This window comes from Pantoea sp. CFCC18177 (genome assembly GCF_059412425.1).
In genome coordinates, this window is record NZ_JBNBPL010000012.1 from 66568 (window position 1) to 92221 (window position 25654).

General features: G+C 51.8%; 29 protein-coding genes and 2 pseudogenes. 25 read left to right on the plus strand and 6 right to left on the minus strand.

Going from position 1 to position 25654, the window contains the following annotated elements; all coding sequences use genetic code 11:
- Positions 1-11 precede the first annotated feature (11 nt).
- From ACPUC8_RS14170 to ACPUC8_RS14230, 13 genes and pseudogenes are all read left to right on the plus strand, one after another.
- A complete protein-coding gene (locus ACPUC8_RS14170) occupies positions 12-1352 on the plus strand; it encodes a DUF4055 domain-containing protein (RefSeq protein ID WP_494926588.1) in 1341 nt (446 codons plus the stop codon).
- Positions 1353-1512: 160 nt separating this feature from the next.
- Positions 1513-2211: pseudogene (locus ACPUC8_RS14175) on the plus strand (DUF6651 domain-containing protein).
- Between the two features lie 13 nt (positions 2212-2224).
- A complete protein-coding gene (locus tag ACPUC8_RS14180) occupies positions 2225-3355 on the plus strand; it encodes a P22 coat - protein 5 family protein (RefSeq protein WP_494926589.1) in 1131 nt (376 codons plus the stop codon).
- A gap of 46 nt (positions 3356-3401) precedes the next feature.
- Positions 3402-3794: a hypothetical protein gene (locus tag ACPUC8_RS14185; RefSeq protein WP_494926590.1), complete on the plus strand. Its 393-nt coding sequence runs from the start codon at positions 3402-3404 to the stop codon at positions 3792-3794.
- Between the two features lies 1 nt (position 3795).
- Positions 3796-4437, plus strand: a complete 642-nt coding sequence (locus ACPUC8_RS14190) for a hypothetical protein (protein ID WP_494926591.1) — start codon at positions 3796-3798, stop codon at positions 4435-4437.
- A gap of 1 nt (position 4438) precedes the next feature.
- A complete protein-coding gene (locus tag ACPUC8_RS14195) occupies positions 4439-5248 on the plus strand; it encodes a hypothetical protein (protein WP_494926592.1) in 810 nt (269 codons plus the stop codon).
- 67 nt (positions 5249-5315) lie between these two features.
- Positions 5316-6869 (plus strand): phage tail protein, encoded by a 1554-nt coding sequence (locus tag ACPUC8_RS14200; RefSeq protein WP_494926593.1) that lies wholly within the window; start codon positions 5316-5318, stop codon positions 6867-6869.
- 31 nt (positions 6870-6900) lie between these two features.
- Positions 6901-7332: a hypothetical protein gene (locus ACPUC8_RS14205; protein ID WP_494926594.1), complete on the plus strand. Its 432-nt coding sequence runs from the start codon at positions 6901-6903 to the stop codon at positions 7330-7332.
- Between the two features lie 72 nt (positions 7333-7404).
- Positions 7405-7719, plus strand: a complete 315-nt coding sequence (locus ACPUC8_RS14210; RefSeq protein ID WP_494926595.1) for a hypothetical protein — start codon at positions 7405-7407, stop codon at positions 7717-7719.
- A gap of 169 nt (positions 7720-7888) precedes the next feature.
- Positions 7889-8377 (plus strand): phage virion morphogenesis protein, encoded by a 489-nt coding sequence (locus ACPUC8_RS14215; RefSeq protein WP_494926596.1) that lies wholly within the window; start codon positions 7889-7891, stop codon positions 8375-8377.
- 116 nt (positions 8378-8493) lie between these two features.
- On the plus strand, positions 8494-9153 hold the full coding sequence (locus ACPUC8_RS14220) for a DsbA family protein (RefSeq protein ID WP_494926597.1): 660 nt from the start codon (positions 8494-8496) through the stop codon (positions 9151-9153).
- A 50-nt stretch (positions 9154-9203) separates the two neighbouring features.
- Positions 9204-10091 carry a signal peptidase I gene (lepB, locus tag ACPUC8_RS14225; protein ID WP_494926598.1) on the plus strand — a complete coding sequence of 296 codons (888 nt, stop codon included), beginning with the start codon at positions 9204-9206 and terminating at the stop codon, positions 10089-10091.
- 286 nt (positions 10092-10377) lie between these two features.
- Entirely contained in the window at positions 10378-10749 is a 372-nt protein-coding gene (locus ACPUC8_RS14230) for a hypothetical protein (RefSeq protein ID WP_494926599.1), read from the plus strand.
- A gap of 192 nt (positions 10750-10941) precedes the next feature.
- Here ACPUC8_RS14230 and ACPUC8_RS14235 read toward each other — a convergent pair whose 3' ends face one another.
- Together ACPUC8_RS14235 and ACPUC8_RS14240 are read right to left on the minus strand one after the other, a co-directional pair.
- Entirely contained in the window at positions 10942-11853 is a 912-nt protein-coding gene (locus ACPUC8_RS14235; protein WP_494926600.1) for a hypothetical protein, read from the minus strand.
- Entirely contained in the window at positions 11850-12428 is a 579-nt protein-coding gene (locus ACPUC8_RS14240; RefSeq protein ID WP_494926601.1) for a DUF6932 family protein, read from the minus strand. The genes ACPUC8_RS14235 and ACPUC8_RS14240 overlap by 4 nt, the downstream gene beginning before the upstream one ends.
- A gap of 810 nt (positions 12429-13238) precedes the next feature.
- On the opposite strand from ACPUC8_RS14240, the gene ACPUC8_RS14245 reads away from it, so the two are divergent.
- Together ACPUC8_RS14245 and ACPUC8_RS14250 are read left to right on the plus strand one after the other, a co-directional pair.
- Positions 13239-13595, plus strand: a complete 357-nt coding sequence (locus ACPUC8_RS14245; protein ID WP_494926602.1) for a hypothetical protein — start codon at positions 13239-13241, stop codon at positions 13593-13595.
- A 132-nt stretch (positions 13596-13727) separates the two neighbouring features.
- Positions 13728-14024: a hypothetical protein gene (locus tag ACPUC8_RS14250; protein ID WP_494926651.1), complete on the plus strand. Its 297-nt coding sequence runs from the start codon at positions 13728-13730 to the stop codon at positions 14022-14024.
- 111 nt (positions 14025-14135) lie between these two features.
- Here the strand turns inward: ACPUC8_RS14250 and ACPUC8_RS14255 are convergent, their stop codons facing one another.
- Positions 14136-14468 (minus strand): hypothetical protein, encoded by a 333-nt coding sequence (locus tag ACPUC8_RS14255; RefSeq protein WP_494926603.1) that lies wholly within the window; start codon positions 14466-14468, stop codon positions 14136-14138.
- 42 nt (positions 14469-14510) lie between these two features.
- Between ACPUC8_RS14255 and ACPUC8_RS14260 the strand changes: the two genes are divergently transcribed.
- Positions 14511-16223, plus strand: coding sequence for a phage tail tape measure protein (locus ACPUC8_RS14260; RefSeq protein ID WP_494926604.1), 1713 nt, complete (start codon positions 14511-14513; stop codon positions 16221-16223).
- 151 nt (positions 16224-16374) lie between these two features.
- Entirely contained in the window at positions 16375-17037 is a 663-nt protein-coding gene (locus tag ACPUC8_RS14265) for a thioredoxin domain-containing protein (RefSeq protein ID WP_494926605.1), read from the plus strand.
- Between the two features lie 65 nt (positions 17038-17102).
- Here the strand turns inward: ACPUC8_RS14265 and ACPUC8_RS14270 are convergent, their stop codons facing one another.
- Entirely contained in the window at positions 17103-17279 is a 177-nt protein-coding gene (locus tag ACPUC8_RS14270) for a con-10 family general stress protein (RefSeq protein WP_494926652.1), read from the minus strand.
- 399 nt (positions 17280-17678) lie between these two features.
- Here ACPUC8_RS14270 and ACPUC8_RS14275 point away from each other — a divergent pair, with 399 nt between their 5' ends.
- The 8 genes and pseudogenes from ACPUC8_RS14275 (at position 17679) to ACPUC8_RS14310 (ending at position 24455) form a co-directional block, all read left to right on the plus strand.
- Positions 17679-18668: a hypothetical protein gene (locus ACPUC8_RS14275; protein WP_494926606.1), complete on the plus strand. Its 990-nt coding sequence runs from the start codon at positions 17679-17681 to the stop codon at positions 18666-18668.
- A 2-nt stretch (positions 18669-18670) separates the two neighbouring features.
- Positions 18671-19786 carry a phage late control D family protein gene (locus ACPUC8_RS14280; protein ID WP_494926607.1) on the plus strand — a complete coding sequence of 372 codons (1116 nt, stop codon included), beginning with the start codon at positions 18671-18673 and terminating at the stop codon, positions 19784-19786.
- Entirely contained in the window at positions 19783-20394 is a 612-nt protein-coding gene (locus ACPUC8_RS14285) for a phage baseplate assembly protein V (RefSeq protein ID WP_494926608.1), read from the plus strand. The genes ACPUC8_RS14280 and ACPUC8_RS14285 overlap by 4 nt, the downstream gene beginning before the upstream one ends.
- 3 nt (positions 20395-20397) lie before the next feature.
- Positions 20398-20766, plus strand: coding sequence for a phage tail protein (locus ACPUC8_RS14290; RefSeq protein ID WP_494926609.1), 369 nt, complete (start codon positions 20398-20400; stop codon positions 20764-20766).
- The gene (locus tag ACPUC8_RS14295) at positions 20767-21885 is read left to right on the plus strand and encodes a baseplate J/gp47 family protein (protein ID WP_494926610.1); all 1119 of its coding nucleotides are present in this window, start codon (positions 20767-20769) and stop codon (positions 21883-21885) included.
- Positions 21886-22547 (plus strand): annotated as a pseudogene (locus ACPUC8_RS14300) (UCP028438 family phage-derived protein).
- Between the two features lie 64 nt (positions 22548-22611).
- Entirely contained in the window at positions 22612-24027 is a 1416-nt protein-coding gene (locus ACPUC8_RS14305; RefSeq protein ID WP_494926611.1) for a gp53-like domain-containing protein, read from the plus strand.
- Positions 24028-24029: 2 nt separating this feature from the next.
- Positions 24030-24455, plus strand: a complete 426-nt coding sequence (locus tag ACPUC8_RS14310; RefSeq protein ID WP_494926612.1) for a tail fiber assembly protein — start codon at positions 24030-24032, stop codon at positions 24453-24455.
- Between the two features lie 127 nt (positions 24456-24582).
- Here the strand turns inward: ACPUC8_RS14310 and ACPUC8_RS14315 are convergent, their stop codons facing one another.
- Together ACPUC8_RS14315 and ACPUC8_RS14320 are read right to left on the minus strand one after the other, a co-directional pair.
- On the minus strand, positions 24583-25176 hold the full coding sequence (locus ACPUC8_RS14315) for an Ail/Lom family outer membrane beta-barrel protein (protein ID WP_494926613.1): 594 nt from the start codon (positions 25174-25176) through the stop codon (positions 24583-24585).
- Positions 25177-25394: 218 nt separating this feature from the next.
- On the minus strand, positions 25395-25565 hold the full coding sequence (locus tag ACPUC8_RS14320) for a hypothetical protein (protein WP_494926614.1): 171 nt from the start codon (positions 25563-25565) through the stop codon (positions 25395-25397).
- Between the last annotated feature and the right edge of the window lie 89 nt (positions 25566-25654).

The window sequence follows — 25654 nt, forward strand, 5'->3', positions numbered from 1 at the left end:
GATGCTGGCCAATGATTACCGCACTGCTGGGCGGTACGGCTGCCATGCGTAAGGCAGGGAAAACGTATCTGCCTCGGTGGCCCAACGAAGAGGATGCGTTTTATCAGAACCGCCTGAATACGGCCACGCTTTTCCCGGCTTTCTCACGCACGGTTGAGGTGCTGAGCGGCAAACCGTTCTCCTGCCCGGTGACCTGGGATGAGAAGGTTGTGCCTGCCCGCATACGTGAGATGTTCACGGATATAGACCTGCAGGGTACCAATCTGCACTCCTTTTTGGCTGACATCTGTGAAGAGGCCATGGCTTATGGTCTCTGCGGAATTCTGGTGGAGCATCCGCCCGCGGATAAGCCGCTTTCCCTGGCCGAAGAGCGCCAGCGCGGCCTGAGGCCTTACTTTGTGAAGGTGACCGCCAACAGTCTTCTGGATTACGAGTCAGAACGCGTAAACGGCCATGAGACGTTCACCATGCTGCGCTTTGTCGAGACGGTGAGCGAGCGTGACCCGGAGAATGAATTCGTCGTGAAAGACATTCAGCAGGTCAGGGTGTTGAATCCGGGACGCTGGCGTATCTATCGTGAGAAACCCAACGCCACTAACGGTGCGCTGGAGTGGCAGCTGCATGAGCAAGGCACCACCAGCCTGAAGAAAATCACCTTTGTCCCGGTTTACGGCGACAAACGGGGCTTTATGAACGGCAGGCCGCCGCTGGCGGAACTGGCCTGGCTGAATGTCGAGCACTGGCAGTCGCGCAGTGACCAGCAGACGATTCTGCACGTGGCTAGGGTACCGGTCCTGTTTGGCAAAAAGCTGGGTGATGCGCCTATATCGGTTGGCGCGGCTTCCGCAATCATGTCCGAAGAGGAGGATGCCGACCTGCGCTATGTCGAACATACCGGTAAAGCCATTGAAGCCGGGCGCACTGACATCCTCGACCTTGAGGAGAAGATGCGCCAGATAGGGGCGGAGCTGCTGGTGGTCAAGCCCGGTCATCGTACTGTGGTGCAGACGCTGGCGGATAACGAGGCGGGCACCAGCGCCCTGCAGCGCATGGTATGCGACCTGACTGATGCGGCCCGGCTGGCGCTGCAGTATCTGGCGGAGTGGATCGGTGAAACAGACGGTGGCCATGTCACCATCTTCAGTGACTTTGGTGCCACCACACTCGCCGAAGCATCAGCAGACTTCCTGGTGGGCATGCACAAGGCACGTGCGCTGTCAGACGAGACGCTGTTCAACGAGATTCAGCGCCGAGGTTTGATCAACAGCGAACTCCGCTGGACGGATGAACAGCTGCGTATCCGCGCCATGCCGCCACCCATGACAGAAAAGCCGGTATCAGACCGGGTGTAACTCTCTTCAGGCCTGTGCTTCTGCATGGGCCTTTTTTATTGCCGACCGCTGCGGATGCAGCACGGCGCCACGAGCCGGATGGCTCTTACCCGGTTGGATGACCTGAATGAAACTGAAACTCGATGAGAACGGCAATGTTGTCGTGAACGATGGCAAGCCTATGTACGTGCAGGATGACGGCAAAGAAGTTGTCTTTGATGCCCCCGGCACGCTGCAGACCATTACCAGACTGAACGGTGAGGCGAAGTCACACCGCGAACGTGCCGAAACAGCAGAGACAACGCTTAAGACGTTCGAAGGTATTGCTGACCCGGCTGCCGCTCTTGCGGCACTGGAGACCGTGAAAAACCTGGCAGACAAAACGCTGGTGGATGCTGGCGAAGTCGAAAAGGTGCGGACCGAAGCTGTCCGCGCGCTGGAAGAGAAGTATGCGCCGATCGTCAAAGAACGTGATGACCTGAGCCAGAAACTAACCGCTGAGAAAATTGGCGGCAGTTTTGCCCGCTCAAAATTCATCGCCGAAAAGATGAGTATTCCGGCTGACCTGGTAGAAGCCCGCTTTGGCAGTAACTTCTAGGTGGTAGGTGACACCGTCACGGCGTTTGACCGCGATGGCAACAAAATCTTCAGTGCAATTAAACCCGGCGAAGCGGCCGGTTTTGACGAAGCGCTGGGCATTCTCGTTGAGCACTACCCCTATAAAGACCAGATCCTCAAAGGCACCGGTGCATCAGGCGGCGGCTCCGGAGGGGGTAATGGCAACACCAACACGAATACGCTGACCCGTGAACAGTTCGAATCACTCAGCCCTCAGGAGCAGAGTGAAAAGGCGTGCGCGGGTGTGCAGATTACTGATTAACAGGACACGCTGAATGTCTAATACCCTGACCCAACTTATTCCCGACCTGTATCAGTCGCTCGATATTGTATCCCGCGAACTCTGCGGGTTTATTCCGTCAATTACGCTGGACCCCTCGGCTGAACGTGCGGCACTGAACCAGCCGATCCGCATTCCGCTGACGCCTGCCGCAAAGGGTGAAGATGTGAAGCCCGGACAACTGCCGCCGGATGACGGTGACCAGGTTATCGATAACGTGCCGCTGACCATCACGAAATCCCGTATGGTGCCGTTCCGCTGGGAAGGCGAACAGCAGAAGGGCATTAAGTCAGGGCCTGGTTATCACGGCATTCGCCGTGACCAGGTGACCCAGGCGATGCGTACCTTGGTCAACGAAATCGAAGTTGACCTGGGGCAGCTCTTCCGCCGCGCCTCACGTGCAGCGGGTGAGGCGGGTAAAACGCCGTTCAAAGACACGCTTACCGATACGGCACAGGTGCGTAAAATTCTCACCGATAACGGTGCACCGCTCAGTGACCTGCAATGTGTCATTGATACGACCGCAGGTGCTGCGCTGCGCACCATGGCGCAACTGACCAAAGCCAACGAAGCGGGCACCACATCGCTGCGTGCGCAGGGCACACTGCTCGAACTGCATGGCTTTACTCTGCGCGAATCGGCGGGGGTGGCTTCACTGAATGGCCAGGCAGGGGCAGCCTTTAAACTGGCCGGGGATGAAAAAATTGCTGTTGGTTCCATATTCATCCCCATAGCAATCACATCCCAGCAGGCTTCCCCGGGGGATGTTCTTGTCGCCGGCAATCATAAATATGTCATTGCTAAGGTGGACTCAGAAAAAGGGGTGCATATTTTTGCGCCCGGTGTACGTGAAGAGATTCTGAAAGGTGCCGAGCTGAAAGTCGTCGGTAAGTTCACAGCAAACTTTGCCTTCAGCCGTTCTGCTATTATCCTGGCGACCCGCGCCCCGGCACTGCCGGAAGAAGGCGATATGGCCGATGACCGCATCATGATCACCGACCCGCGCACCAATATGTCGTTCGAAGTCTCGATGTACAAACAGTACCGTCGCGTTCGCTACGAAATAGCCGCGGCATGGGGCTGTCAGAACATCAAACCAGAACACACCGCTCTGCTCTTAGGTTAGCCCTTCGCTGCCATTTCAGGTGGCAATTCAAATAACGAGGTATCTCATGCTGACTCCACAACAGCAGGCTGATGCACGCCGGTACATGGGTTATTCGATGCTGGGTGATACCTCTCCGGACGATCGCTCAGATGTGGCGTACGCACAGGTCACATCCGGACGCTATCAGACGTTGGCGCATCGACTGAATACACTGCGGGATGAGGAGGAGGCGATTGTGACAAATTACCTCATCACACTGGCAGGACTTGAGAGCGGCATTGCCCGCGCGGCCGACAATCTCGATACGGATAAGGCTGCCGTCTGGCAGCGCAACCGCTCAGAGGTGGCAGATCGCACGCGGTTATACAACCAGTGGCGACGGCAGTTGTGTGGCCTGCTGGGTATCACTCCGGGGCCGTCTCTGGGTAATGGCACTGCGCGACTGGTCAGGAGCTGATATGGATGCGTTACAGCTTTCAGCCAGGGTAAGCATGGGCAATGGCAAGGCAGCAAAACGCCTTGGTAGCATCGCCCGTCATTACCGGGCAGTGACTCCCTTTAGTCCGCTTAAAACGGAGCCGCTACAGTTACTTTCAGCATCCTTCACGACTGACTACGGCTACATGCGCGCTGCGCGTTTTGGTCAGGTCGCCCGCATTGGTATTTTTGATGCAACGGGATTTGAGGTCGGCGACATCCTGGTCTCAGAAGAAGGCACGTTTTATGTGGCTGCCATGCCGCTGTTACAGCCCATATTGTGTGTGAAAGCAGAGCGGCAGATAACGTTGAAGCGCACCGCTGCGGGCAGGGCGAGTGAAGGGTTGCAGGATTACGGCGGTACGACTGCTGCCAGGGAAACAATAGTCATGTCCGACTGGCCTGCGAGCATTCTGCTTAACCGTAGTGGTGAGCACAGCCCGTTAAAATTACCCGGAGAAACCCGCAGCGCCTGGTACGGCATTCTCATGCCAGCCTTCGGTAATCTGCATATCCATACCGGGGATTTTATGACCGATGATGGTGGACACCGCTATGTGGTCACCGGCACCGAACTGACTGATATGGGATGGCGACTCACAGCGATGCGGCTGACTGCGTAAAATGGCAAGTGTTGATGACGTCGCACAATACCTGGCAAAACGGATAGCGGATGTGCTTTACCCCGGCGGTTCTCTTTTGCCCGGGATTGTTAATGCCCCTGTCAAAATTTATCCAGGCTGGCCTGCCTCACTAACCTTACAGTCAGACATTGAGTCTGGCGGTGCGCACGTCTCGGTGCGGCCTCTGCCTGCTGAACGCAGGATTCACTGTGCGCTGGGCAGGCCATTCAGGCTTCATGCAAAGGGTACTCCAACGCTGCAGTTCACCGTAAATGGCAACATCATTGGCGTGAAGGGAGTGGCTTCGGCATTAACACTCGTAAAAATAAACGTTGATAATAAGGTGTTTAAGTTTAAGTTTCAGACAGGAGATCAAGCCGAAAGGGCACTTCGCAAACTCTCTGAAACCATTCCATATTCATTCACTCTGGGCAGTGGTCTGTGGGTCCTTAAAGCTGAACACATCCATGTTTACGCATCGACCGCGGGCACGGCTGTTCGGGAGCTCCGCCGTCAGATAAAGGACTTTCAGATAACTGTCTGGGCACCCACGCCTCAACTGAGAAACACGATCGGCACAGCGATTGATGCGGCTCTTTCAGAGCATTGTCACATTGACCTCGGTGATGGTGTGCCCGCTCAGATGTTCTATGCCCGCCAGTTTGATTCTGATGCTGCTGAGAACTGGCACGTGTACCGTCGTGACCTTATTTTCAGTGTTAATTTCGCTTCTACCCAGACCATCAGTGCGCCTGAGGTAACAGACATCGCCGTTAATCTCAATGGCAACCGCAACCGCTTCAGGCCCTGATGCCTGACCTTCACACATCAGCTGTCACCAGCGGCCTGCACTACTGATTTATTACGGAGTAATTTTCATGCCGATTTATCCCTCCGGCAGCCTCAACACGTCTGCACTGACGGCACCGGATTTGTATGTGCAGGTTGTGCCATCCCGCACGCGGTTTATCAATGGAATAGCCACTGATGGTCTGGGCCTGGTGGGTGTAGCGAGCTGGGGGCCGGTAAACAGTGCGTTTTCTGTCTGTTCCGATACTGATATGGCTTTCTTTCTTGGTTCACCGAAAAACCGTCAATACGACCTCTCAACCGCAGTCGCGATTTCGCTACAGCTCGGTGCTACGAACCTGAAGTGTGTCCGCGTTACTAACGGGCGCGATACTGCAGCCAACGGTAAGCTCTTTGAGAATGGGCTCAAGAACTCATTGTTGCTAACCGCACTGTACAGCGGTTCCCGCGGTAATCAGATTAGTGCAGGCATCGGTAACGGTACCGCAGTCGGCTCCAGAAAGCTCACTATCAGCCTGCCGGGTGTGAGTGCCGAAGTCTTCGATAACATCCGGGGTGAGGGTGACGCGTTCTGGAAAGCCATGGCTGATGCGGTGAACCAGGGCCAGCTCAATATTCGCGGTCCCAGCCAGCTTGTCAGGGCAAAAGTCACCGAGTCGGAGGCAACGACACCGTCACCGGCTACTGAAGTCACCCTGAGTGGCGGTACCGATGGTGCAACAGGGATTAATGACACAACCATCCTCGGTCAGGACGGTATTGATACCCCACGTAAGGGTATGTATGCCCTCCGCGGTACCAACTCTCAGGTCATCAACCTCATCGATGTGACGGATAAAAACTGCTGGCCAGCGATGGCTGCGTTTGCGGCGTCAGAAGGGGCATATGCGATCGCGCAGGGTGCTGTCTCGACGGGATGTCAGGCGCTGTCCGAAGCCCTCAACAGTTCAGGTGTGGACAACTGGCATTTAAAACTGATTGTGGGTGACTGGCCGTCATGGAAAGACACTGCCAACGGTATTAACCGCATAATTGCGCCAGCCACCTTTGAGGCGGCGAATATTGCGGCCCGATCACCGCATATCTCCACACTGAACAAGCGCATCCCTGGCATCATTGCGACTCAGCGCCAGCTGGACGGGCGACCGTATTCGGTACCTGAAATCGGGGCGATTAACTCTGCCCGACTTGATGTCATCACTAACCCCTGTCCGGGCGGTCATTATTTTGGCATGCGCTCAGGGCGCAACACCTCATCAAACCCGACCCAGAATGATGACACCTACACCCGTATGACCAACTTTTTGTCTCTGACGATTGCGGCCAGTTTTGGTGGCGTGGTGGGTGACAATCAGACTGTGGATTTACGCCGTGAAACCAAGAGCACGCTGGAGTCCTTTCTGTCGAATCTGGAGACGCTGAAAATGATTGGTGACCCGAACGGCGGACCCGCTTTTGCCGTGCGCCTCGATGCCACCAATAACCCGGACTCCCGCGTTGCGCTGGGCTACATGACCGCCGATGTGCAGGTCAAATACCTGAACGTGGTGCGTTATTTCCTCGTGAATCTTGAAGGAGGCGGCAGCGTATCCATCTCCGTCTCCAACGACTCACCTCGTTAAGTTCGTTGCGCTAATATCCCGGAGATAAACCATGCCAACCCTTGGCTATACCGTGGGCCGTGATATCGCAGTCGATATCATTACGCACACGGGCAAACTTCGCATTCCCAAAATTATGAGTTTTGACTCAAAGCCGCAGGTCTCAACCCAGAAGATTACGCCGCTGAACGGCATCACAGACGAGCTGCAAATCCCTGTCGGCTGGCACGGTACCATCACCGCGGAACGCATGGATGCCACGCTCGATGACTTCTGGGCGAGGTGGGAGGACAACTACTTCAACGGTATCGATCAGCCCCGCGGCACCATTACCGAAACCATCACCGAAGCGAACGGCACAGTCAGCGTGTACCGCTATGAAGGCGTGTCTTTTCACCTCACCGATGCTGGCAACAAGCAGGGTGAGAAAACCGTCAACCAGACGCTGACCTTTACCGCCAGTCGTCGTAAGAAAGTTAACTGAGGCCACTGAGTGAAAGTCACTGTCCATGAAGAACCGATGCCAGAGACGGCATCGCCCGCAGTATCCAGTCAGGTGACTGACGCCCGGGGCCGGGTCATCAGCTACCGTGAACTGGACCCGTTACAGGAGTCGCGGCTGATTCTGGCCATTGGTGCACAGGCCGCTATGAACCCGGTTTATGTGAATGTCTATGCTATTCCGGCAGCAAGGGTCTCGGACATCGATGGCGATGAGTACGCCATCCCTCAGACTCAGGCGCAGGTGGATGCCATGATCAGCATTCTGGGGCGCGAAGGTATGGACGCACTGGCCACCCGTTTTTTCCCGACCGGAGACAATGTGACGGGCAATGACGGCTTCAGGGCCGCCACAAAAAACTTGCCCTGAACCCTGATTTTCGCAGCCGCTGCTGGCTGGTGAAGAACGGGGTTCCGTTCTCAATAGTGTTTGATGTGACAGACATGGCGGCGCACGAACGGCACGCGATGGCGATCGTGTTTTCGGAGCTGGAAGGTGCACAGTTTAACTGGCAAACATGGGGCTGGGAGAAACAGACGTGAAAGAGTTAGAGGGTTTTCTCGGGGCGGCTCTGCAGTTTGCCGCGCTGGAAGTCGCGCTGCACAAGCGACTGGCTGACGGACTCGAAGACGTCGCAGAATCTATTGTCCAGACGGCGAAAGATGAAATCGGTTTTTATCAGCCTGCGGTGGGCCCTTTTCAGGACTGGGCTCCGCTGGCTGAGAGTACCGAAGCGGATAAAGCGAGAAAAGGTTTCCCCCTGGAAGCACCGCTCCTGCGCTCCGGTGAATTCCGGGAGACATGGGAACATGAGGTCAGTGGTTTTCAAGCAGTGGTCGGCTCAAAAGACAAAAGGGCACCGTGGTTTGAGTTTGGTACCGTCAATATGCCTCCCCGCCCGGTACTCGGTCCTGCCGTCATTCACAATGAGCATACTATTCGCCGGATACTGGGCCGCGCTGCCGTCATCGGTATCACTGAAGGCACAGCCGTCCATAAAAGACTCGGCTATGACCGCCGCATATAAGTTCCGCTACGAAACTTCATCGAAAAACTTAAGTCAAATTAACGCCTCGCTTCTCATTCCGGCCAGATGCAGTCATTTGTTGCGAGGCAGGCCGATGAAAACTTTCGGGAGTTCTTATGCTGAAGACCCTTATTGCCTCAATGATGTTACTCGGGACTGACCCGGCGTCAGCCCATACTGATGGAGATGTTTCCAGGCACTTCCTGCGCGTGCCTGTTTCTGAACTGGTGGCATTTACACCCGAAAGGGAACCGAAGATTGAAGCTTTGATAAGAAGTAATCTGACTGATGATCCTCATTCACCACGAATAGGGGCCCGACAACCTGCGCTGACACTGGTCTGCTTCACGGATTACAGCTGCAAAGACTGCAAAGCGCTGGATGAAAAACTGCATCGTTTGCTGGCGTTGCATCCTCAGTTGGCCGTTACCTATAAGTTCACCCCCGGTTTTTTTCAGCCACTCAATCCCTCACGGATGGCACTGACCCTGTGGGACCACCAGCCTGAAAAATTTGAGGCATTTCACCATCACCTGATGAGCTATCAGGGGATGCTGGATGATTACAGCATCCGAAGTGCGATCCGGTCAGCAGGTGCCAGTGTTTATCGTTTCAGCCCGGATGTTACGCATACGCTTGCGCTGAACCTGGCCTTGATGAAAAAACTCAGTATCACTGATACCCCGGCCACATTGATAGGGGACCATATCCTGCAAGGTGATGTGCGGTTTGATGAACTTGAATCAGCGGTGAATGCATCGCTCAAAGGCGCATAAATTAATTTTGAAACAGTATTGTCTGATGGCACTTAAACAGGAACCGATGGATGAATAATTTCGCGTGGGTATTGGCAGCAGCCGTATTAATTACAGGAGTTTGCCGAATAGTCACGTGGTTCAGAGAGAGGAACCTGTTCTCCATATCCAGTAGTAAAGGACATCATGGGGCGGAAAAACGCATTATTACTTGGATATACAGGTGGGTCAAAACCGGAGCATCTATTTGTCCGCTGCTAATCCTAATTTTACTGATGCCTTGTTTTGGATGGGAGCCGTTTCGTATCTCGTCAGAGTCGATGATGCCAACGTTGCTGACAGGCGATTTTGTTATCGCTGATAAGCACGCTTATGGTTTGAAAAACCCTTTTAATCAAAACAAACTGTTGCAGGGTAACCATCCCCAGCGAGGAGATGTCGTTTTTTTTCGCTTTCCACTGCGTGAGTCAGAACTTTTGGTCAAACGCGTCATAGGGTTGCCCGGTGATCATGTTGTTTATGACACAGAAAAGCATTCTCTCTCCATTCTCTCCTCACCAACAGGTCTGGAGAGTGATGTTTCTCACGTGCAAATCAGCTACACAACACTTAAACCCGCCGACCCAACGGATTCATCTTATTACGGTCGCCAACTCACACAGCGATATGAAATGCTGGGTAGTATTGCCCACAAAATTCAGCAGGACCCGGCCAGAAGAGTTGGTAAGGGTAAATTCTTCCGCCAGAGAGGGATGCCTGAAGGTGAGTGGGTGGTCCCCGACGGTCAATATTTTGTGATGGGGGATAATCGTGACAACAGTTATGACAGTCGCTACTGGGGATTTGTACCTGAACATAACCTGGTCGGGAAAGCAGTCGCAATCTGGCTCAGTCTGGAGAAGCAGGAGTGGCCGTGGCCAATCGGCTTAAGAATCAATCGTATTGGTAATATCGGCTGATTTATTTCACACCGCAAGTCTCCGATAACTATCCCTACACATAAAAGAAGGCCCGCACAAAGCGGGCCTGATGGGGGAACCATCGAAATTCTCGTATGAACGCGTGCTGTGTCTGACAGCCACTGAATTGTGGCAGGGATATATTACAGTAATATTTTGTTACGGGTCATACGGGTTAACTATGTGTTCGACCAGCCATGAATATTTTAAGTGTGGCATTTGTGCGGAAAACTGAACCCTGAAAGTGCCAGCCTGTAATCTCTGCATTTTCTCGGGGCCGGTGGGCATGAAGACATTAACAGTTGTATCCTTGCTGGCACTGACGCTGGTGACCGCAGCTATGGACGTGAATGACAGTGACACCTACTACGGCGACAGCTGGGACAAGACCATGGCCGAAATCCATGGGACGTGCACACGAATAACATGCCCGCCCGGGACACGCGTCAAAGTGGATGTGGTGCCGGGCGATACCGGTATTGCGGAAACCTGGGACAGGAAGGTCGTCGATCTGCTTAACCTGGTAGGGATGAAGTTCGTGGTCATGGGTACTGACGGGCATTCTTCGTCTGCATGGGTGCTTGGACCTGGACAAATCGCCTACAGCATTCAGTGGATGTTCCTGAAAAAAGTGACCGAGAAGAGACGCAAAAGCTAGAAAACAAAAAGCCCGGGAGTGGTGGCAACCGGGCTGGGCACAATCCTGTGCCAAAGATTTCCAATAAGAGCATGGCCTCATCACAGGGAAGTAAGAGACGATTTGAGCATAGCTGCTGTGGTGAGGAATGCATGCGAAGCGGTAGGACCAAGTGGCATGTTTCATTAACCCGGATTGAGCCGGGCTAATGAATCACCATGAAGGTAATTTAATCAGTACAAACTTAGGCTTGCTAGCACCAACGGTGACTTTTTTAAAAGTGCATTTTGCTGGCGTGCCTAAATGTTTATTTATCTCATCTGGTGAGTTGATTGATTTGTCAATTCTCGCAGATTTCACACTTGGGTCACCAAGGATTATAAACTCGCATTGCCTTTTGTTCGGTAATGTCCCAATGAATATAACCTCAGATTCAAAGTCTTCTTCATGAATGTTATCAACACTTAATTTCTGCATGGCCAGTTCAAGCTGGACAGTGCTATTAAATGTAGTGCTGTGCTCATTATGTTTTAACGAAAAAACGGTTTTGTTAGTTTGCAGATATGAAACAAAAGCCCTTATTTTATCGAGTGCTCGAGAATCCAATTCATAGAGAGCATCGGTCAATCTGTCATCATCTTTCGCAATAGAAGCTTCAAGTATTTCTTGCGACTTATCAATGGCTTGAGATACGAGTGTTTTCTCATCAAATCCTAAAGGAGAGTCAGGGCAAAACTCCTCTAATACGAAGCCGAAAGAACCCCTTGCAGAAGACGTTATCATTAAATGGTTGTCTTCAGCAGCACGGACCTTTCCTCCAGTCGGAAGAGGGTCAATAAATGCTGCAGCAACATAGGAAATAGCTTCATTAAAATACTGAACTGCTTTTGTACCGAACGCAGCTGAAATCCCATGGGAGCCAATGACTGTTGGGCCTCGGAAAGTCAAAACAGCTTTTGTTGGAGGATATTTCCTGACATCAGCTTGATCAATAATGGAGTCAACTTTCTTAAGCCGAGACTCTAAACTCATTCGACTAATAGATTGGGAGTCTGGCAAATCAGCAAGTAACTTCAGGATTTGCTCTCTTTCACTGACAGCGAACAAATAATCACTATGATTCATTGCTCACCCCCATTTTGTTGCGCATGGTTAAGTATAGTTAAAGCTGCCGGATCAAGCTCAGGGGATAGGGGAACACTCAAAAAACCCTTCCAAGAGCTATCTCGTTTATGTGACCACATACTGTACCAATATACAGTACTTTTAACAAGGTTCTCCCCCTCAAGCTGAAGCGCTTGAAAGTAGGAGTCTACCGCAAATGTTGACTTGACGTGATCATGGTCAAAGAGATTTGGATTTCTCCCAACAATTATTTCATCGGTATCACCATCATCGCGCCTGTAAAATGTCACAACATCAATATCGTTTGGAGGCCTGTTCTCGATTAATTCAACGTTTTCCGAAAAGCTACCATCTAGCCATTGAAATCCAGAATGAATTCCCGCGCTATAAAGCTCATTACGGAATGCAAGAAAACCCCTGAGAATATTTATTCTCGCAGGAGTAAGGGCAAAAGTTGCTGTGAACCGAATAATGTCGATTGGATAGGGGGATCGGTTTTGACTCGTTGGATCCCTTTCATCTATTGGAGGGATAACACCCATTTCGTTCCAAATCGAATTTGATAATGACGCCACATTCACTCCCTATGGTGGCAAATTCTTATTTAACAATACTAACTTGGCTTTCTTCTTAAGCCCATCCTGATAGATGATCAGTGCTTACCGATATGGGGCAGTTGACCACTTTCTGTAAGCGAAGACATAAAGCATGATGAAATGTATACCGGGACACGATAGCAGCAACGCCATCTTCCATCCGAAACCAGCCTTCTGTGCCATGCGGAAGCAAGGGATGAACATCAGAAACCAGATGATTAGTGACAGGGCTGCGAGAGGGTTTGGCTTTTCCATTGAGAGTTCTCCATGAGTTGATTGCCTATGGTTATCGGCGAATAACGGAGATCATTTAGCCAAAAGAACCTTTGATCATCACTCTCACATCATGCCCTTTTAAAGATAAAGCCCACCTTAGTGGGCTATATCTTTAGTTGCCGCCCGGACGAGCGTCCGCAGAGCGGTTACCGCAACGTGAACCATCTGCAGCTGTATCATTGTTATGCTGACAGTTGCCCGCAAATGCACTCACTGAAGCACCCATAGACAGAATGAGGCAAAAGATAGCCATTACTTTTTTCATAATGTTTCTCGCTGTGTGATTGTGTTGCCAAGTGGCGAAATTACATTACGTCCGAGAGGATGACTTATCAATAAAATTTATAGGAATAGTCTTAACTCGCTGTGGTGTCGCAATGCAACTGTTGATGGGTAAATCGCTGTCGCTGACCTGCCAATATTAGTAGGAGAAGATATAAATTATTGTTTTAAAGTTGAATTGCATGTGCATGATGCTAGGATGCGTCCGTTTGCAATCAATGGAAAATAAAAATGAAAAAGGTTTTAGCAGTAGCGCTGGGAGCGCTTTTACTTTCAGGTTGTACAGTGCGCGTGGCCGACATGACGGTGGGTAGTACTAAAAACTACAACCTCAATGCTGGCAAGTTTGAAAAGGGTGCACGTGTTACAGGTGAAGACAAAGCACCAATCGTTATTTTCCCTCTGGGCATTCCTAACGTTAAAACGGCAATGGACAGGGCGATCGAAAAGGATAAATGCGCGGTAGGCTTGAGCGACGTAGTGATTTCTCAACTGAACCATGCATTTATCTTCGGGACATTTGGTTTCCGTGTTGAAGGAAACCTCATCATCGATAAAACCATGGCAGGCTGCGAAAACCACGTCTGATATGAAGCCACCTGAAGGTGGCTTTTTTGTTTGGATGTTTTCAAAAAAAATAAGCAATTACTTGCTGCTTTTTCAGACGATTGGACCGCCTTTATTCAGGCTAATTTATCCTCTCTTTTAACGGAGGGAATCATGAATAAACGCAAACTCGCTGTAACTTTGGCTGCGGCCTTTAGTCTCTTGTGGATCAGCGCTACAGAGGCGAAATCATCAAAGCAGACCGACGATCAGATACGTCAGCTCATTATCGAAGATTCAATCGCGGCATACCCGGGTGTCTGTGCGTGTCCGTTCAACTCCGCCCGTAATGGCAGTAGTTGTGGCAGAAGAAGTGCGTGGAGCAAGCAGGGTGGGTATGCGCCTGTTTGCTACAAGAAAGAAGTTTCCAGAGAAATGGTCGATGAGTGGCGCAAAAGCCATGCATCCTGACGTAACCCGCGAAAGCGGGTTTTTTATTGCCTGAAATACGGAGTGTAGATGGATTTAGATGCCTATAAAGTCGCAGTCAGGCTCAGTCTGACCGAAAACATCTCCGCTGGTTTACTCGCTGTGTCCCGCAGGTTCGCTGATACCCACCAGCAGGCCGCATTGTTTCAGGCTCAGATGAAACAGATCGGGAGAATGACGATCGCCGGTGGTGGTCTGACAGCTGTAGGTCTGGGTATCACTAAGGGACTGGATGCGACCCTCAAGGCGGCTCGGGACCTGGTGCGAGGCCAGACTGACTTTCGCACGCTCAATCTTTCCGCTCAGAATAATGCTGCCGTCACGGGGCAGGCGCAGTTGCTGGCGCATCAGACGCTGGGAACTACGATCGCAGGTAACATCCGGCTGATTCAGGACCTGCATACGGCGTTCGGTGACCTGCACCATGCTGTTGAGACCGCACCTGAATTTGCGCGCTATGAAGCAACAGTGCGTATGGCGCTCGGCAAAGGCGCGACTGACGGACTGGTCAACGCCGCGGCGAAGGTGCTGGAGCACCGTGGTGGCGCAGTAGTTAATGACCCCGCCCGTTTCCAGCATGAACTGTCGATGATGTCTCAGGTTCAGCTTGCGTCCCGCGGGCGTGTCAGCCCGAAGGACTTCCTCGCGGCCTCGCAGACGGGCAAAGTCGCTTATATGATGCTCGATCCGCAATATCTCTATGGCCAGTTTGCGGGGCTGATGAGCATGGATAACGGTGGGAGTAAGTCTGGTTCCGCTCTAATGACAGCATTCAGTTCGCTTATCGGCGGACATATGGACCGCAAGGCAAAGGGATTTCTGGCTGAACTTGGAATGCTTGAAGAAAGTGTCAGTCCTTTACGAATGAAGATGATGCGCGAAGCTATGCGTAACATGTCGGCTGAAGACAGGGATGTATACAGGCTTAGCCTCGGCAGTGAGTCCGTTACCAGTGGTGGCCTCAAACCGGAGTACGCGCGACTGTTTTCCCGTCCTGATAAGCTGGCTGGCGTGATGGCGGAGAAAATCCGACAGCGTTACGGCAGCGGGCTTACCGATGACCAGGTCGGGAACATGCTCGGTGAATACCTGAACCGTAACGCCGGACAGTTTTATGGTCAGCACATCAAGAATGCGACCAAACTGAGAAAAGACGCCGCGGTATTCCACCGTGCGCAGAGCTACAGCACGGCTTACGACACCTATCTGAATTCACCTGATGGAGCAGCGGTTGCCCTCACGGCAGCCTGGACCAACCTGAAAGCCATTCTGGGCATCCAGCTGCTGCCCACGGTAACCAGACTGACGCTGGGACTCACGCGATTTATCGACAAACTCAGCAAGTTCGCTGAAGACAATCCATGGGCTAGCCGGATTGCGGCGTACTCTGCGACTGCGCTCGCGGGGTTATCACTGCTGTCCGGGGGGATTTTGCTGTTAGGTGCCACCATCACCGGTGCCCGTCTGGTGGGCAGCCTCGGTGTGTTCACCTCTGTCGCCGCGATGCTGGGTGGCCCGGTGACGCTGGCCATCGCAGCAGTTGCCGGTGCCAGCGTGCTGATTTACAGCAACTGGGAGCGTATCCGTCCCGCGCTGACGGGGATGTGGAGAGAGTTGAGTGAGGTGGCCAGCACAACCTGGGCTGCGATAAAGGGGATGGGGCAACACTTTATCAGTTGGTGGGAAGGCATTGAGTCCAGAGCCGATAAGTTCGGTGAGCGTTTTCAGTCAGGCTTTAACCGGTTGTTTGACTACATCATCGGTCTGCTCAACAACCTGCCTGGCGTAAATATTCCGACATCGGCTGAACGCCAACTGAAAAAGAGCGCTTACACACTTTACGATGATATTGAGGCCATTACCCGTGGCACACACGTTCCCGGAGCCCATTCAGCCATGGCGATTGCCCTGGCAGGTCAGGGCAGAAGTCAGGCAGGCGTAGATTACGCAAAAGGTATGCGGAGCCTGCATCGCGGTAATGACGCACCTCCATTGCCAGACAGAACTCAGCAGATGATACAGGTGCACAGTAAGGTATATCTGGATAAAAAGGCAGTGGGCGAAGCCGTAACGCAACATCAGGTGCGTGAGGCGACGCGTGCACCTGCAGGCACCAGCGCTTTCGACTCATCCATGCTGATGATGCATTCCGGCCATGCCAGCAGCCTGTCAGTTCCGTAGACCCCGTTTCGTTTAACTCATCAGTTTCGCAAATATTCAGAATTCAGAATGCTGTTATCGCCATGCTGCGCGCTCTGGTCGTGGGTTAACCATCACCTCACTGACAAACGCACAGTCGCGGATGCCGCGAGTTTCTGGATGGAGTATGGGTATGATGAAGAAGATATTCGTTTTACTTGGATTGATATCTGTTGGCTCGGCAATAGCGGGAGCTGACTTTTGTGGGCACCCCTCTGACACCAGCATTTCATCGCCTACAAAGGTGGCATTCTCACCTGCCAGACCGGCACAGGTCGAGGCACTGATTCATAACAAATTGCTGAATGACCCCATGTCGCCGGTGGTGGGAGCTGAGCACCCGGTGTTGAAAATTGTCAGCTTCGTTAACTATGACTGCATTCATTGCAGGCAACTCGACAGCAACCTGGAAAAACTGCTCAAGGCGTATCCCCAGATTGCTATCACCTACAGGTTGATTTCGTATGGTTCCGAAGCGTCTACCGCGGCAACGCGTATGGCTCTCACAGTCTGGATTGAGCAACCTGATAAATTCCATGCTTTCCACCATGCACTGATGGTCTATCCAGGCATGGCGGATGATGATCGTATTCGGTCAGCTCTAGAGACGGCGGGTGTAAAGCTGAATAAGTTCAGACCCGATACGCACCACATCATTGAGGTGAACAAGGAGTTACTGCGAACACTGCAGTATTCTGGTACACCGACAACGTTCATTGGTGATCGCGTTCTTTTGGGGGAAGTGCCCTATGAAGAATTGAGAAAAGCAGTAGACGAAGCTTTGAAGAACGTATGAGTGGCGTTGGTGCTGGAAAAGGAAAGTTTAAAATGCCATTCCCTGGCAAGTGATCCTTCAGCGAATCAGGCAGACGGATTAGATGGGCGGCGACTTACACTGCCTCCCTTTCGTCCAGCTTCAATGGCACGTTCAGGATTGTTTTTGAAGTTACCTCCGCTGAGGCTGCCTCCAATTTTTCCAGCTGTCCTGGCTCGTTCCGGATCGTTGGCAAAATTTCCTGAACCACCTCTACGTTTAATTTCTTCCACAGTCAGACCTCTTTCACAGTTTTTATATGATTTTAAAAGTGGTACACCTTGAAAATTTTAGCCAGGCACATCGGGTTTTCCACATGCTTAGATGGCTAATTAATTGAAACAGGTCAAAGAAATTAACGAAATTTGAGTTAAGTGGGGAATTAATTGAGAGAAAAATAGCTGCGCATATTAGAGAAAATAGAAGCCCGGAAGTGGTGGCAACCGGGCTGGCACAAAAGTGTACCGAACATTTCAAAGAGCGTGCTTCCATCACGAGGAGTAACAGACGCTTCTGCATATTAGACGGCGCATGAGATTTTGCATGCGAAGCGGCAGGGAATGCACCCGAATACATGCGTAACTCCCCCAAAGAAAGTTACACGTTCAAAAGGTGAAAATTAAATGCCATTATTAGATTCCCTGAGTCAGTTCGCGCAATGTATCGATCCGACAGTTACTCGCCTGGTGCTGGGTGAGTTCGAGTTTATGGAATTTGAGGTCCCCGAACGCATCGCTATCCCCGGTCGGCAGAAGACAGTGCAGCACCAACTTATCGGGGGCCGACGTATCATCGACGTGCTGGGTACAGAGTACGAACCGCTGACTTGGTCAGGAATCATCACCGGCTCGCAGGCCAGTGAGCGTGTCAACGCCCTTGAGCGGATGCGCGATGAAGGGCGACCGACTGTACTCACTCTGGACGATTACCGGTTTACGGTCGTCATAACCAGTTTCACGCCGGTGTATGAATTTATCTGGCGTCGTCCGTATTCCATTGAAGTAGCCGTGGTCAAAAATGATGGCGCACCGGCCAAAGTCGATGCACTGACCGGTGCGTTGCAGGGGCTGATTGACAGTGACCTGGGCCGCGCACTGGGGCTGGCTCATCTGATTAACATCGATGCCGTTACGCAGGCCGTTAAAGACCTGCATCAGGCTGTTAAGATGGTCACCGACTTTGCACATGCTACGGTCGTGCAGATTCAGGCTATTGTCAGACCGCTGATTGCCGCCCGTAACATCATTCAGCATGAGCTTGCGCTGCTGGAGGCCGCAGCAGGGAAAATTACTTCACTGGGCGGCCTGGTGCCAGGCAATCCCATTGCCAGAACCGTCAGCAATCTCCTCCTGCAGTTAGATCACACCACGCGCATTCCTTCGCTTTACCGTCTGCAGGACGTGCTGGGGCGGCTGAATAAAAACGTGAACGCAGGCCAGACGGCTTCGGGCGTCAGGGCGGTGACACTGTCGGGTGGTAACCTTTATCAGGTGGCGTCAGAACAGTATGGCGACGCGTCACTTTGGACCAGCATAGCTGATGCCAATGACCTGTCCGATCCGCAATTAAGCGGCATTCACACCCTGAACATCCCTACCAGCCCGACGAGTTAGCTATGGATATTAACCATCCCATCATTGAATCCAGCGCCCGCCATGTCAACGGGCGTTGTCTTTTAAACGGTATTGAAGTTCCCTTTGTCTCCTTTTCGGTTGAGGACAATGCATTTCGCGGGGCGTCAACGTTTGATCTGACTCTGGCCATTTCAGCGCTGCCAGCTTCCATACAGATGCTGAACTGGTGGGCGGTACAGACGACTATTCGTGTAGAACTGTTCATATCGATAATCACGCAGGCCGGCACTGACGAGAAAAAGCTCATCATGGGTAACATTGATGCCTGGCATTATCAGCCAGCGCGATTTGAGATAACGGCTGAAGGACGTGATTTCACCGCTCTGCTCATTGATGCGAAAACCACTGGAGACAGTTTCAAAAACCACACCAGCTCGCAGATAGCGACTCTGCTGGCGCAGCGTCACGGGCTCAAAGCGCACGTCACGGCGACAACTCAGCGCATCGGGGAGTTTTATCAGATTGATAATGCGCACCTGACAGGCGAGCAGACCGAATGGGATTTACTCAGCACGCTGGCAGGCATCGAGAATTTCTCGGTGTATGTGAAAGACGACAGCCTTTACTTTCACCCCCTGACAGATCCGCGGAATAAAGAACATTACGTGATCCGCTGGCAACCTCCAGGTGTCATGGCCTTTCCTCAGTGCAATCTCTCCGACGACCTGTCTTTTTCGCGTGCGCTGACGATTTCCAGAGGTGTCACTGTTGAGGTGCTGAGCTGGAATGCGAAGCAAAAAAACAGACAGTTTGTTGCGACTTACCCGGAATCATCAAAGGGCGCTTCACCCGGGCAGGCGAAAGCGAAGACGCAGGTTTATCGCGTGATACGAAATGGCCTGTCACCCGAGGCGGCAAGCGCACTGGCGCAGTCAATTTACCGCCAGATTGTCCAGCATGAGCTGTCATTCAGTGGTTCAACCTCGGGTGACAACCTGCTGACGCCACGTACACTGGTTCGTATTGAGGGCACGCAAAGCCCGTTCGATCAGTCTTACTGGTGCGATCGCGTGCGTCGGACGCTCAGTTGGGACAATGGCTACACCATGCATCTGTCCGGGAAGAATCACAGTCCGGCTCTGGAGGTGCGGCAATGAGAGTCTTACTGAATGTCATGGCGGCAACGGCAAGGCAGGCCACCATGGGCGAAAACGGTCCCCGGCAGGGCATCATCACCGCATACGATCCGGAAGCCTATGCGGTGAAAGTGCAGTTGCAACCAACGGGTGAGGAAACGGGCTGGATCCCCCTCAGCTCACCCTGGGTCGGCAACGGCTGGGGCATGGCCGCGGGACCGATGATTGGTGCAGTCGTGGAGGTCGAGTTTGATTCTGGCCTGCCGGGTGCTGGCATGGCGGCGGGGCAGTTCTACAACGATGAAGACCTTTGTCCTGGACCACCTTCCGGCGAGTTCTGGCTGGTGCATCAGAGTGGTTCACTGCTCAAATTCCTGAACAGCGGCGAAGTTCTGTTAAGTGCGAAAGTCAAACTCACCTATGACGCACCGGCCCATTATTTTACGGGCGGCAATGTGCTGATAGATGAGAACCTCACCGTGGTTAAAGACATCTGCGACTGTAATGGCCAGTACGGCACAGTTCACCGGATCCGCACTGTTTATGCCGGACACACACACTTCGAAAATGGCCGGGGGCAATTTACTCAGCCACCTAAACAACAAATCTCATCCTTAAAGTCGCAGTAATCCATGTTCGACCTCTACCACATGATGGGCGGAGACCTTGATGTCTCGCCTGCGGGCGACCTGCGCCCGGTAAATGAGCGGGAGCGGGGCAGACAGCGCATTTTGCGTCGTCTCCTTACCAATCCCGGTGACTATCTGTTTCACCCTGAATATGGCGCCGGGCTGGGAAAAAAGGTGGGGGAAAACATTCACCCCGGAGAGTGGCGCGCGCTGATTGTCGGGCAGATGTTGCTTGAGGAAGCCGTATCATCCAGTCCGCCACCGCAGGTCCGCCTGTCCCTTTTCGAAGGCGGTGTCAGTGTCTCTGTGTCATACACCGATGCGCTGACGGACACACCCGAAACACTCCGTTTTGACGTAACGAGGTATTAAGTGGCAACACTGAACATCAAATCCTTTGCTGAGCTGGTCAGCGACCAGGTTACCGCTATTCAGGCCAGGACTCTGAAACTGGTGGACTTCTCCATTGGCAGCATTCTCCGGTCGCTGGCTGAGTCGAATGCCGGCGTGGCCATGTGGATACAGCAGCTGATTGTGAAACTGCTGGTGACTACCCGCGCGGCAACCTGTTCAGGCGAAGACCTTGACAGCTGGATGGCAGATTTTAGTTTTACCCGACTTTCAGCTATCCAGGCAACCGGAAAGGTAACCTTTAGCCGGTTCACAGCTACGAAGCAGGCGCTTATTCCCGTGGGAACGTTAGTGACCACGGCAGACGGCAGCCAGACTTACACGGTAACGGCTGGTGAAGGCTGGAATGCAGAGTTGTGTGGATATGTCATGGACGCTAAGGTCTGTTCCCTTGCCGTGCCAGTTCTGGCGAATACCGCAGGTGCTGCAGGTAATGCGCAGAAAGGGATGGTCTGCGTTATTACAGGCTCGATACCCTATGTGGATACTGTCACTAACCACGACATATTCGTGAATGGCAAAGATTCTGAGCCTGATGACGATTTTCGCGAACGCTTTGTTCAGTGGATAGCCTCACTGTCAAAAGCTACGAAGGCGGCCATTGGGTTTGCTCTTACCAGTTTGCAGCAAGGAGTGATCTACACACTGACTGAAAACTGCAGCTATGACGATGCGCCAAAACCAGGATATTTTTATGCAGTAGTCGATGACGGCACAGGTATCCCTTCTCCTGATTTTCTCAAGCGGGCCTACATGGCCATCGATGCGGTACGGGGATTTACTGTCACGTTTGGCGTATTCGCACCCGAGGTTGTTAATGCAGACGTCACGCTCATTATCACCACAGAATCATCGGCAGACCATGCCGGGGTCATTAGTCTCGTCAAACAGGATGTCACTCAATACATAAACAGCCTTTCGCTGGGGAAACTGCTTGCGTATACCCAGCTGTTCAAGGTTGCATATGGTGCCAGTCACTTAGTGACAAACATCACAGCGCTTACGCTCAATCAGGGGATATCGGACCTTGCGGCCTCTCACCGGCAGGTTATTCGCCTCCACAGCATAATGGTGAGCTGAATGGCGAAAGGTGATCAGGACGACTTTCATTCACGACTCCGGGGGCTGCTGCCCACTGGCTGGTTTGCCGATAGCAGCCCACTGCTCAATAATGTGCTGGTGGCTGCTGCCCAGACACTGGCATGGTGTCACAGGCTGTATCGGCATGCACAAAAACAGACACGTATTTCAACCGCCACGGATGGCTGGCTGGATATGGCCGCATATGACTTCTTCGGTAACACACAGCATCGACCGGTGGGCATGACCGATGACGCTTTCCGCAAAAAGATTCTGATTAACCTTTTCCGTGAGCGCGGCACGCGCCAGGCCATTATCGATGTGCTTGAGGCACTGACGGGCAATACGCCAACGGTTTTTGAACCACAAAGACCCGCGGATACCGGTTCATACGGCGGGTCCGCGCTGGGTTACCGGATGGGGGGGGATACGGTTCGCTGATGACGCCTTATCAGGCATTCGTCATTGCACGCAGGCCTGAAATCTCAGGTCTCCCTTACATCGCGGGTTATGACACTTCGCCATCCGGATACGGTACGCCTTCGCGTGGGCAATACATTTCACTCGAAAAGTTCAGGGGCGAAGTGACAGATGCACAGTTATACGCCGCAGTAGCGGCGGTGAAAATCGAAGGCAGTATCGTGTGGGTCAGGCTGGAGTAATCACGAAATCTGCAGGATTTATTCGTCTGGCCACCTTTCAGGTGGCCTTTTTTATGGGGAAATTATGGATCGTCAGATTGTATATCCGGGGCAGATTCCGCTGGAAACTGACCTGCTGAATACCAACAAGTTTGCCATGGTTGGACTGGCTAAACTTGCTGCTGCCATTCTGGGGCAAAATACCTGTCTCTTCGGCCTCGCCTGCACACCCAGCATGCCTGCATCGATGACAGTCAGTGTGGGGGAAGGCCAGATTTACTCTCTGCAGTTTATTGATGGTGCGGCATATTCCTCACTGCCAGCAGACACCACGAACAGCATAGTAAAGCAGGGACTGCTCTTGGTCCCGATGACATTTAGCCTGAAGGCACCTGTCACTGCGGGTCAGAGTATCAATTACCTGATTCAGGTTGCTTACAGTGATGTAGATTCTGGCCCGACCGTCTTGCCTTATTACAACGCAGCTAACCCGGCAATCGCCTACAGCGGCCCCGATAATGCAGGCAACGCACAAAGCACAATACGATCGGGTGTCTGTCACGTAGCGGTAAAAGCTGGCATTGCGGCAGCCAGTGGGGCACAGATGACGCCGCCCCCCGATGCGGGCTACACATCAGCGTGGGTGATCACGGTTAATTATGGTGATCGCGTAATAGATTCGGAAGCTATCCGACACGCTGATGGAGCACCATTTCTGCCAGCTGACGGCCTCATCAGTGCGATTCAGCAGGGGCGTCTGAACTACGGGGAAGATACAGGTACAGCAAACCACTATCAGATTTCCTGTCATCCAGCTGTGAGCCACCTCACTGACGGTATGCGACTGCATTTCAGGGCGAAAAATTCCAATACAGGTCCGTCATCGTTTGCGGTGAGTCATCTGCCTGAAGCCAGCATATTCACTACCGGACATGAGGAGCTTCAGGCAGGGCAAATTACGCAGGGGCAGATTGTGGAAGTCGAATGGAACAGCACGCCAGGCGCATGGATTCTGTGCTCTTCCCCTAACAGCTACAGCCGCCAAGAATCGGACAAGCGCTACCTGTCGCTTGAGGGTGGCGAAGTAAAAGGGACGTTAAGGGTTGAAGGTACGCTGAGTACGGACAGAGCATTAGAAATCGGGAAGTCGAAACTTACGCCTGAAGGTGACATTTCCGGCGAGTTGTGGGCGGGAAGTTTAAAAAGCTGGCTCGAAAGTCATTCAACTATATTAAAAATTAAAAAGGATGATCCAGTTTTTATCTGTAAGGATCCGGTCAGTAAACTCATCATGCAGGGAGGGCAGATTCAAGCGAGCGGTGGTGTAGTGAAATTCCCTGCATTGTTTCCTAAAAAGTGTCTCAATATTTTAATAACACAGTCCGGTAAACATAAAATGAGTAAAGATAATTCGTATGTAGACAGTGTTAACAACTATCAGTTTACTCTACATGCTGGAAGCGGTGAGACATCTTTTTACTGGCTGGCTATGGGATATTAAACATGCAGTTCGGCTATAGCAAAAAGGTCGATGCCTTTTATTTTCTTGATGAGGAAGTTACATACAGGGAAAGTGGATTCTGGCAGGATGATATTATTCCTGTTTCTGACGAAATATGGCGTGAGTTTGTAAGAGAAGCTCCCCCAGGAAAAAAAAGAGGTGCAGATACGAACGGTCATCCATGCTGGATTGATTTACCACCACTATCAGAAGAGGAATGCCGTAAGCAGCGCCTGATAATAAAAAAAGAAAAATTAAACGAAGCAATCGAAGAAATCCGAGAGCTCGAGCTTATCTCAGCGATTACAAAACTTACTTCATCGGATAATGAGAAGCTGACAGAGTGGAAAAACTACCTTCAGAACATTTATAACGTTAGCCTAGAAGAAACGGATTTCATATGGCCCAAAAAACCTGAATCCGATTGATAAGTGAGAAAACTACTTTCCAGCCACTCTTTCGTATGTGGCAGTGAGAGTGGCTCTGATGTTATCCGGAAGAAATATAACTGGCGACCATGCCAAAGCCGTACATGGCCTCCGTGACAGTTCTACATCAGAAGCGATAACCCGCATTTACCAGGATGCCATTAATACTGTGTGCTTTCTCATCGAACATGGCTTTCGAACCTTCATAACCTACCGTCAATGACAGGTTATCAGTGACATTAGCAATCATGCCGAAGCCGTAAGCGAATTTATTTGATGCACTAACTGAATCACCAGTTGACACCTCCCCGCGTGAAGGCAGTTTTACCCGCGTGTGAGCAAGCCCGGTTAACGCATAAAGACTGACTGAGTCGTTGAGTCTGAATGTCGGACCTGCCATTGCTGAATAATATTCAGCACTTCTGTGAGGCGTTTCCTTATCTGCTTCCGTTTTATTTTTTCCTTTTTTAAAGTGACCTTTACCCCAACTGTTTTTCATCGCAGAAACAGAACCCATAATGCCCAGCGGATATTCTGTTTCATAATGCAGTTTAAGGTTGGCTCCATCCAGAGCCCCGAAATCTTTAAGCTCGCCATGCTGATACCCGAGGTAGACTGAAGTACGGTTACTGTTAAGGTCAGGTTTATTCAGTGCAGCAGATGCGGGCAACTGGAAAAGGGCCGTGGATAATAAAAGAGCGTAAGTTAATCTGATTTTCATGTTTATTCCCGATATTAAGTTAAAAGCGACTTTCTTGGTTCCGGGGTAAATTACATGATGGCCAAATCATTTAACTGCATGATTTATTCAGGAAATGAAATTACTAATCAGCGTTCAGTTGTTGTTTTGGATTAAGGGTGACATTCATCTTTGACACTCAGTAAGTATAAGGCTTCAAAACAGAGTTAAATACCCGACACAAAATCGGGCATAATGATTCAGGACTGAGGCTGACCGACAGGCCCCTGACCCTGCGGGCCACCCGGCACGGACTGTTGACTTGGAGCATGAGGGCGACCATCAGGACCCACAGCCGGTCCAGGTTCCTGGCAGCCAGCCAGCGTCATAAGACTGGCGACAATAAACATCCCACCTAAAAAGCTCTTCATAACATTCCTTTCAAAAGATCAGGCAACCCATCGTTGCCTACTAATCCTGGTCACGTCTGCCCACTTATGAAAGCGAAACGGCGGAACTA

Coding starts and splice junctions, on each gene's coding strand:
- ACPUC8_RS14170 (WP_494926588.1), top strand. CDS start 12: ATGATTACCGCACTGCTGGGCGGTACGGCTGCCATGCGTAAGGCAGGG.
- ACPUC8_RS14180 (WP_494926589.1), top strand. CDS start 2,225: ATGTCTAATACCCTGACCCAACTTATTCCCGACCTGTATCAGTCGCTC.
- ACPUC8_RS14185 (WP_494926590.1), top strand. CDS start 3,402: ATGCTGACTCCACAACAGCAGGCTGATGCACGCCGGTACATGGGTTAT.
- ACPUC8_RS14190 (WP_494926591.1), top strand. CDS start 3,796: ATGGATGCGTTACAGCTTTCAGCCAGGGTAAGCATGGGCAATGGCAAG.
- ACPUC8_RS14195 (WP_494926592.1), top strand. CDS start 4,439: ATGGCAAGTGTTGATGACGTCGCACAATACCTGGCAAAACGGATAGCG.
- ACPUC8_RS14200 (WP_494926593.1), top strand. CDS start 5,316: ATGCCGATTTATCCCTCCGGCAGCCTCAACACGTCTGCACTGACGGCA.
- ACPUC8_RS14205 (WP_494926594.1), top strand. CDS start 6,901: ATGCCAACCCTTGGCTATACCGTGGGCCGTGATATCGCAGTCGATATC.
- ACPUC8_RS14220 (WP_494926597.1), top strand. CDS start 8,494: ATGCTGAAGACCCTTATTGCCTCAATGATGTTACTCGGGACTGACCCG.
- lepB (WP_494926598.1), top strand. CDS start 9,204: ATGAATAATTTCGCGTGGGTATTGGCAGCAGCCGTATTAATTACAGGA.
- ACPUC8_RS14230 (WP_494926599.1), top strand. CDS start 10,378: ATGAAGACATTAACAGTTGTATCCTTGCTGGCACTGACGCTGGTGACC.
- ACPUC8_RS14235 (WP_494926600.1), bottom strand. CDS start 11,853: ATGAATCATAGTGATTATTTGTTCGCTGTCAGTGAAAGAGAGCAAATC.
- ACPUC8_RS14245 (WP_494926602.1), top strand. CDS start 13,239: ATGAAAAAGGTTTTAGCAGTAGCGCTGGGAGCGCTTTTACTTTCAGGT.
- ACPUC8_RS14250 (WP_494926651.1), top strand. CDS start 13,728: ATGAATAAACGCAAACTCGCTGTAACTTTGGCTGCGGCCTTTAGTCTC.
- ACPUC8_RS14255 (WP_494926603.1), bottom strand. CDS start 14,468: ATGGTGCAGGTCACCGAACGCCGTATGCAGGTCCTGAATCAGCCGGAT.
- ACPUC8_RS14265 (WP_494926605.1), top strand. CDS start 16,375: ATGATGAAGAAGATATTCGTTTTACTTGGATTGATATCTGTTGGCTCG.
- ACPUC8_RS14275 (WP_494926606.1), top strand. CDS start 17,679: ATGCCATTATTAGATTCCCTGAGTCAGTTCGCGCAATGTATCGATCCG.
- ACPUC8_RS14280 (WP_494926607.1), top strand. CDS start 18,671: ATGGATATTAACCATCCCATCATTGAATCCAGCGCCCGCCATGTCAAC.
- ACPUC8_RS14285 (WP_494926608.1), top strand. CDS start 19,783: ATGAGAGTCTTACTGAATGTCATGGCGGCAACGGCAAGGCAGGCCACC.
- ACPUC8_RS14290 (WP_494926609.1), top strand. CDS start 20,398: ATGTTCGACCTCTACCACATGATGGGCGGAGACCTTGATGTCTCGCCT.
- ACPUC8_RS14305 (WP_494926611.1), top strand. CDS start 22,612: ATGGATCGTCAGATTGTATATCCGGGGCAGATTCCGCTGGAAACTGAC.
- ACPUC8_RS14310 (WP_494926612.1), top strand. CDS start 24,030: ATGCAGTTCGGCTATAGCAAAAAGGTCGATGCCTTTTATTTTCTTGAT.
- ACPUC8_RS14315 (WP_494926613.1), bottom strand. CDS start 25,176: ATGAAAATCAGATTAACTTACGCTCTTTTATTATCCACGGCCCTTTTC.
- ACPUC8_RS14320 (WP_494926614.1), bottom strand. CDS start 25,565: ATGAAGAGCTTTTTAGGTGGGATGTTTATTGTCGCCAGTCTTATGACG.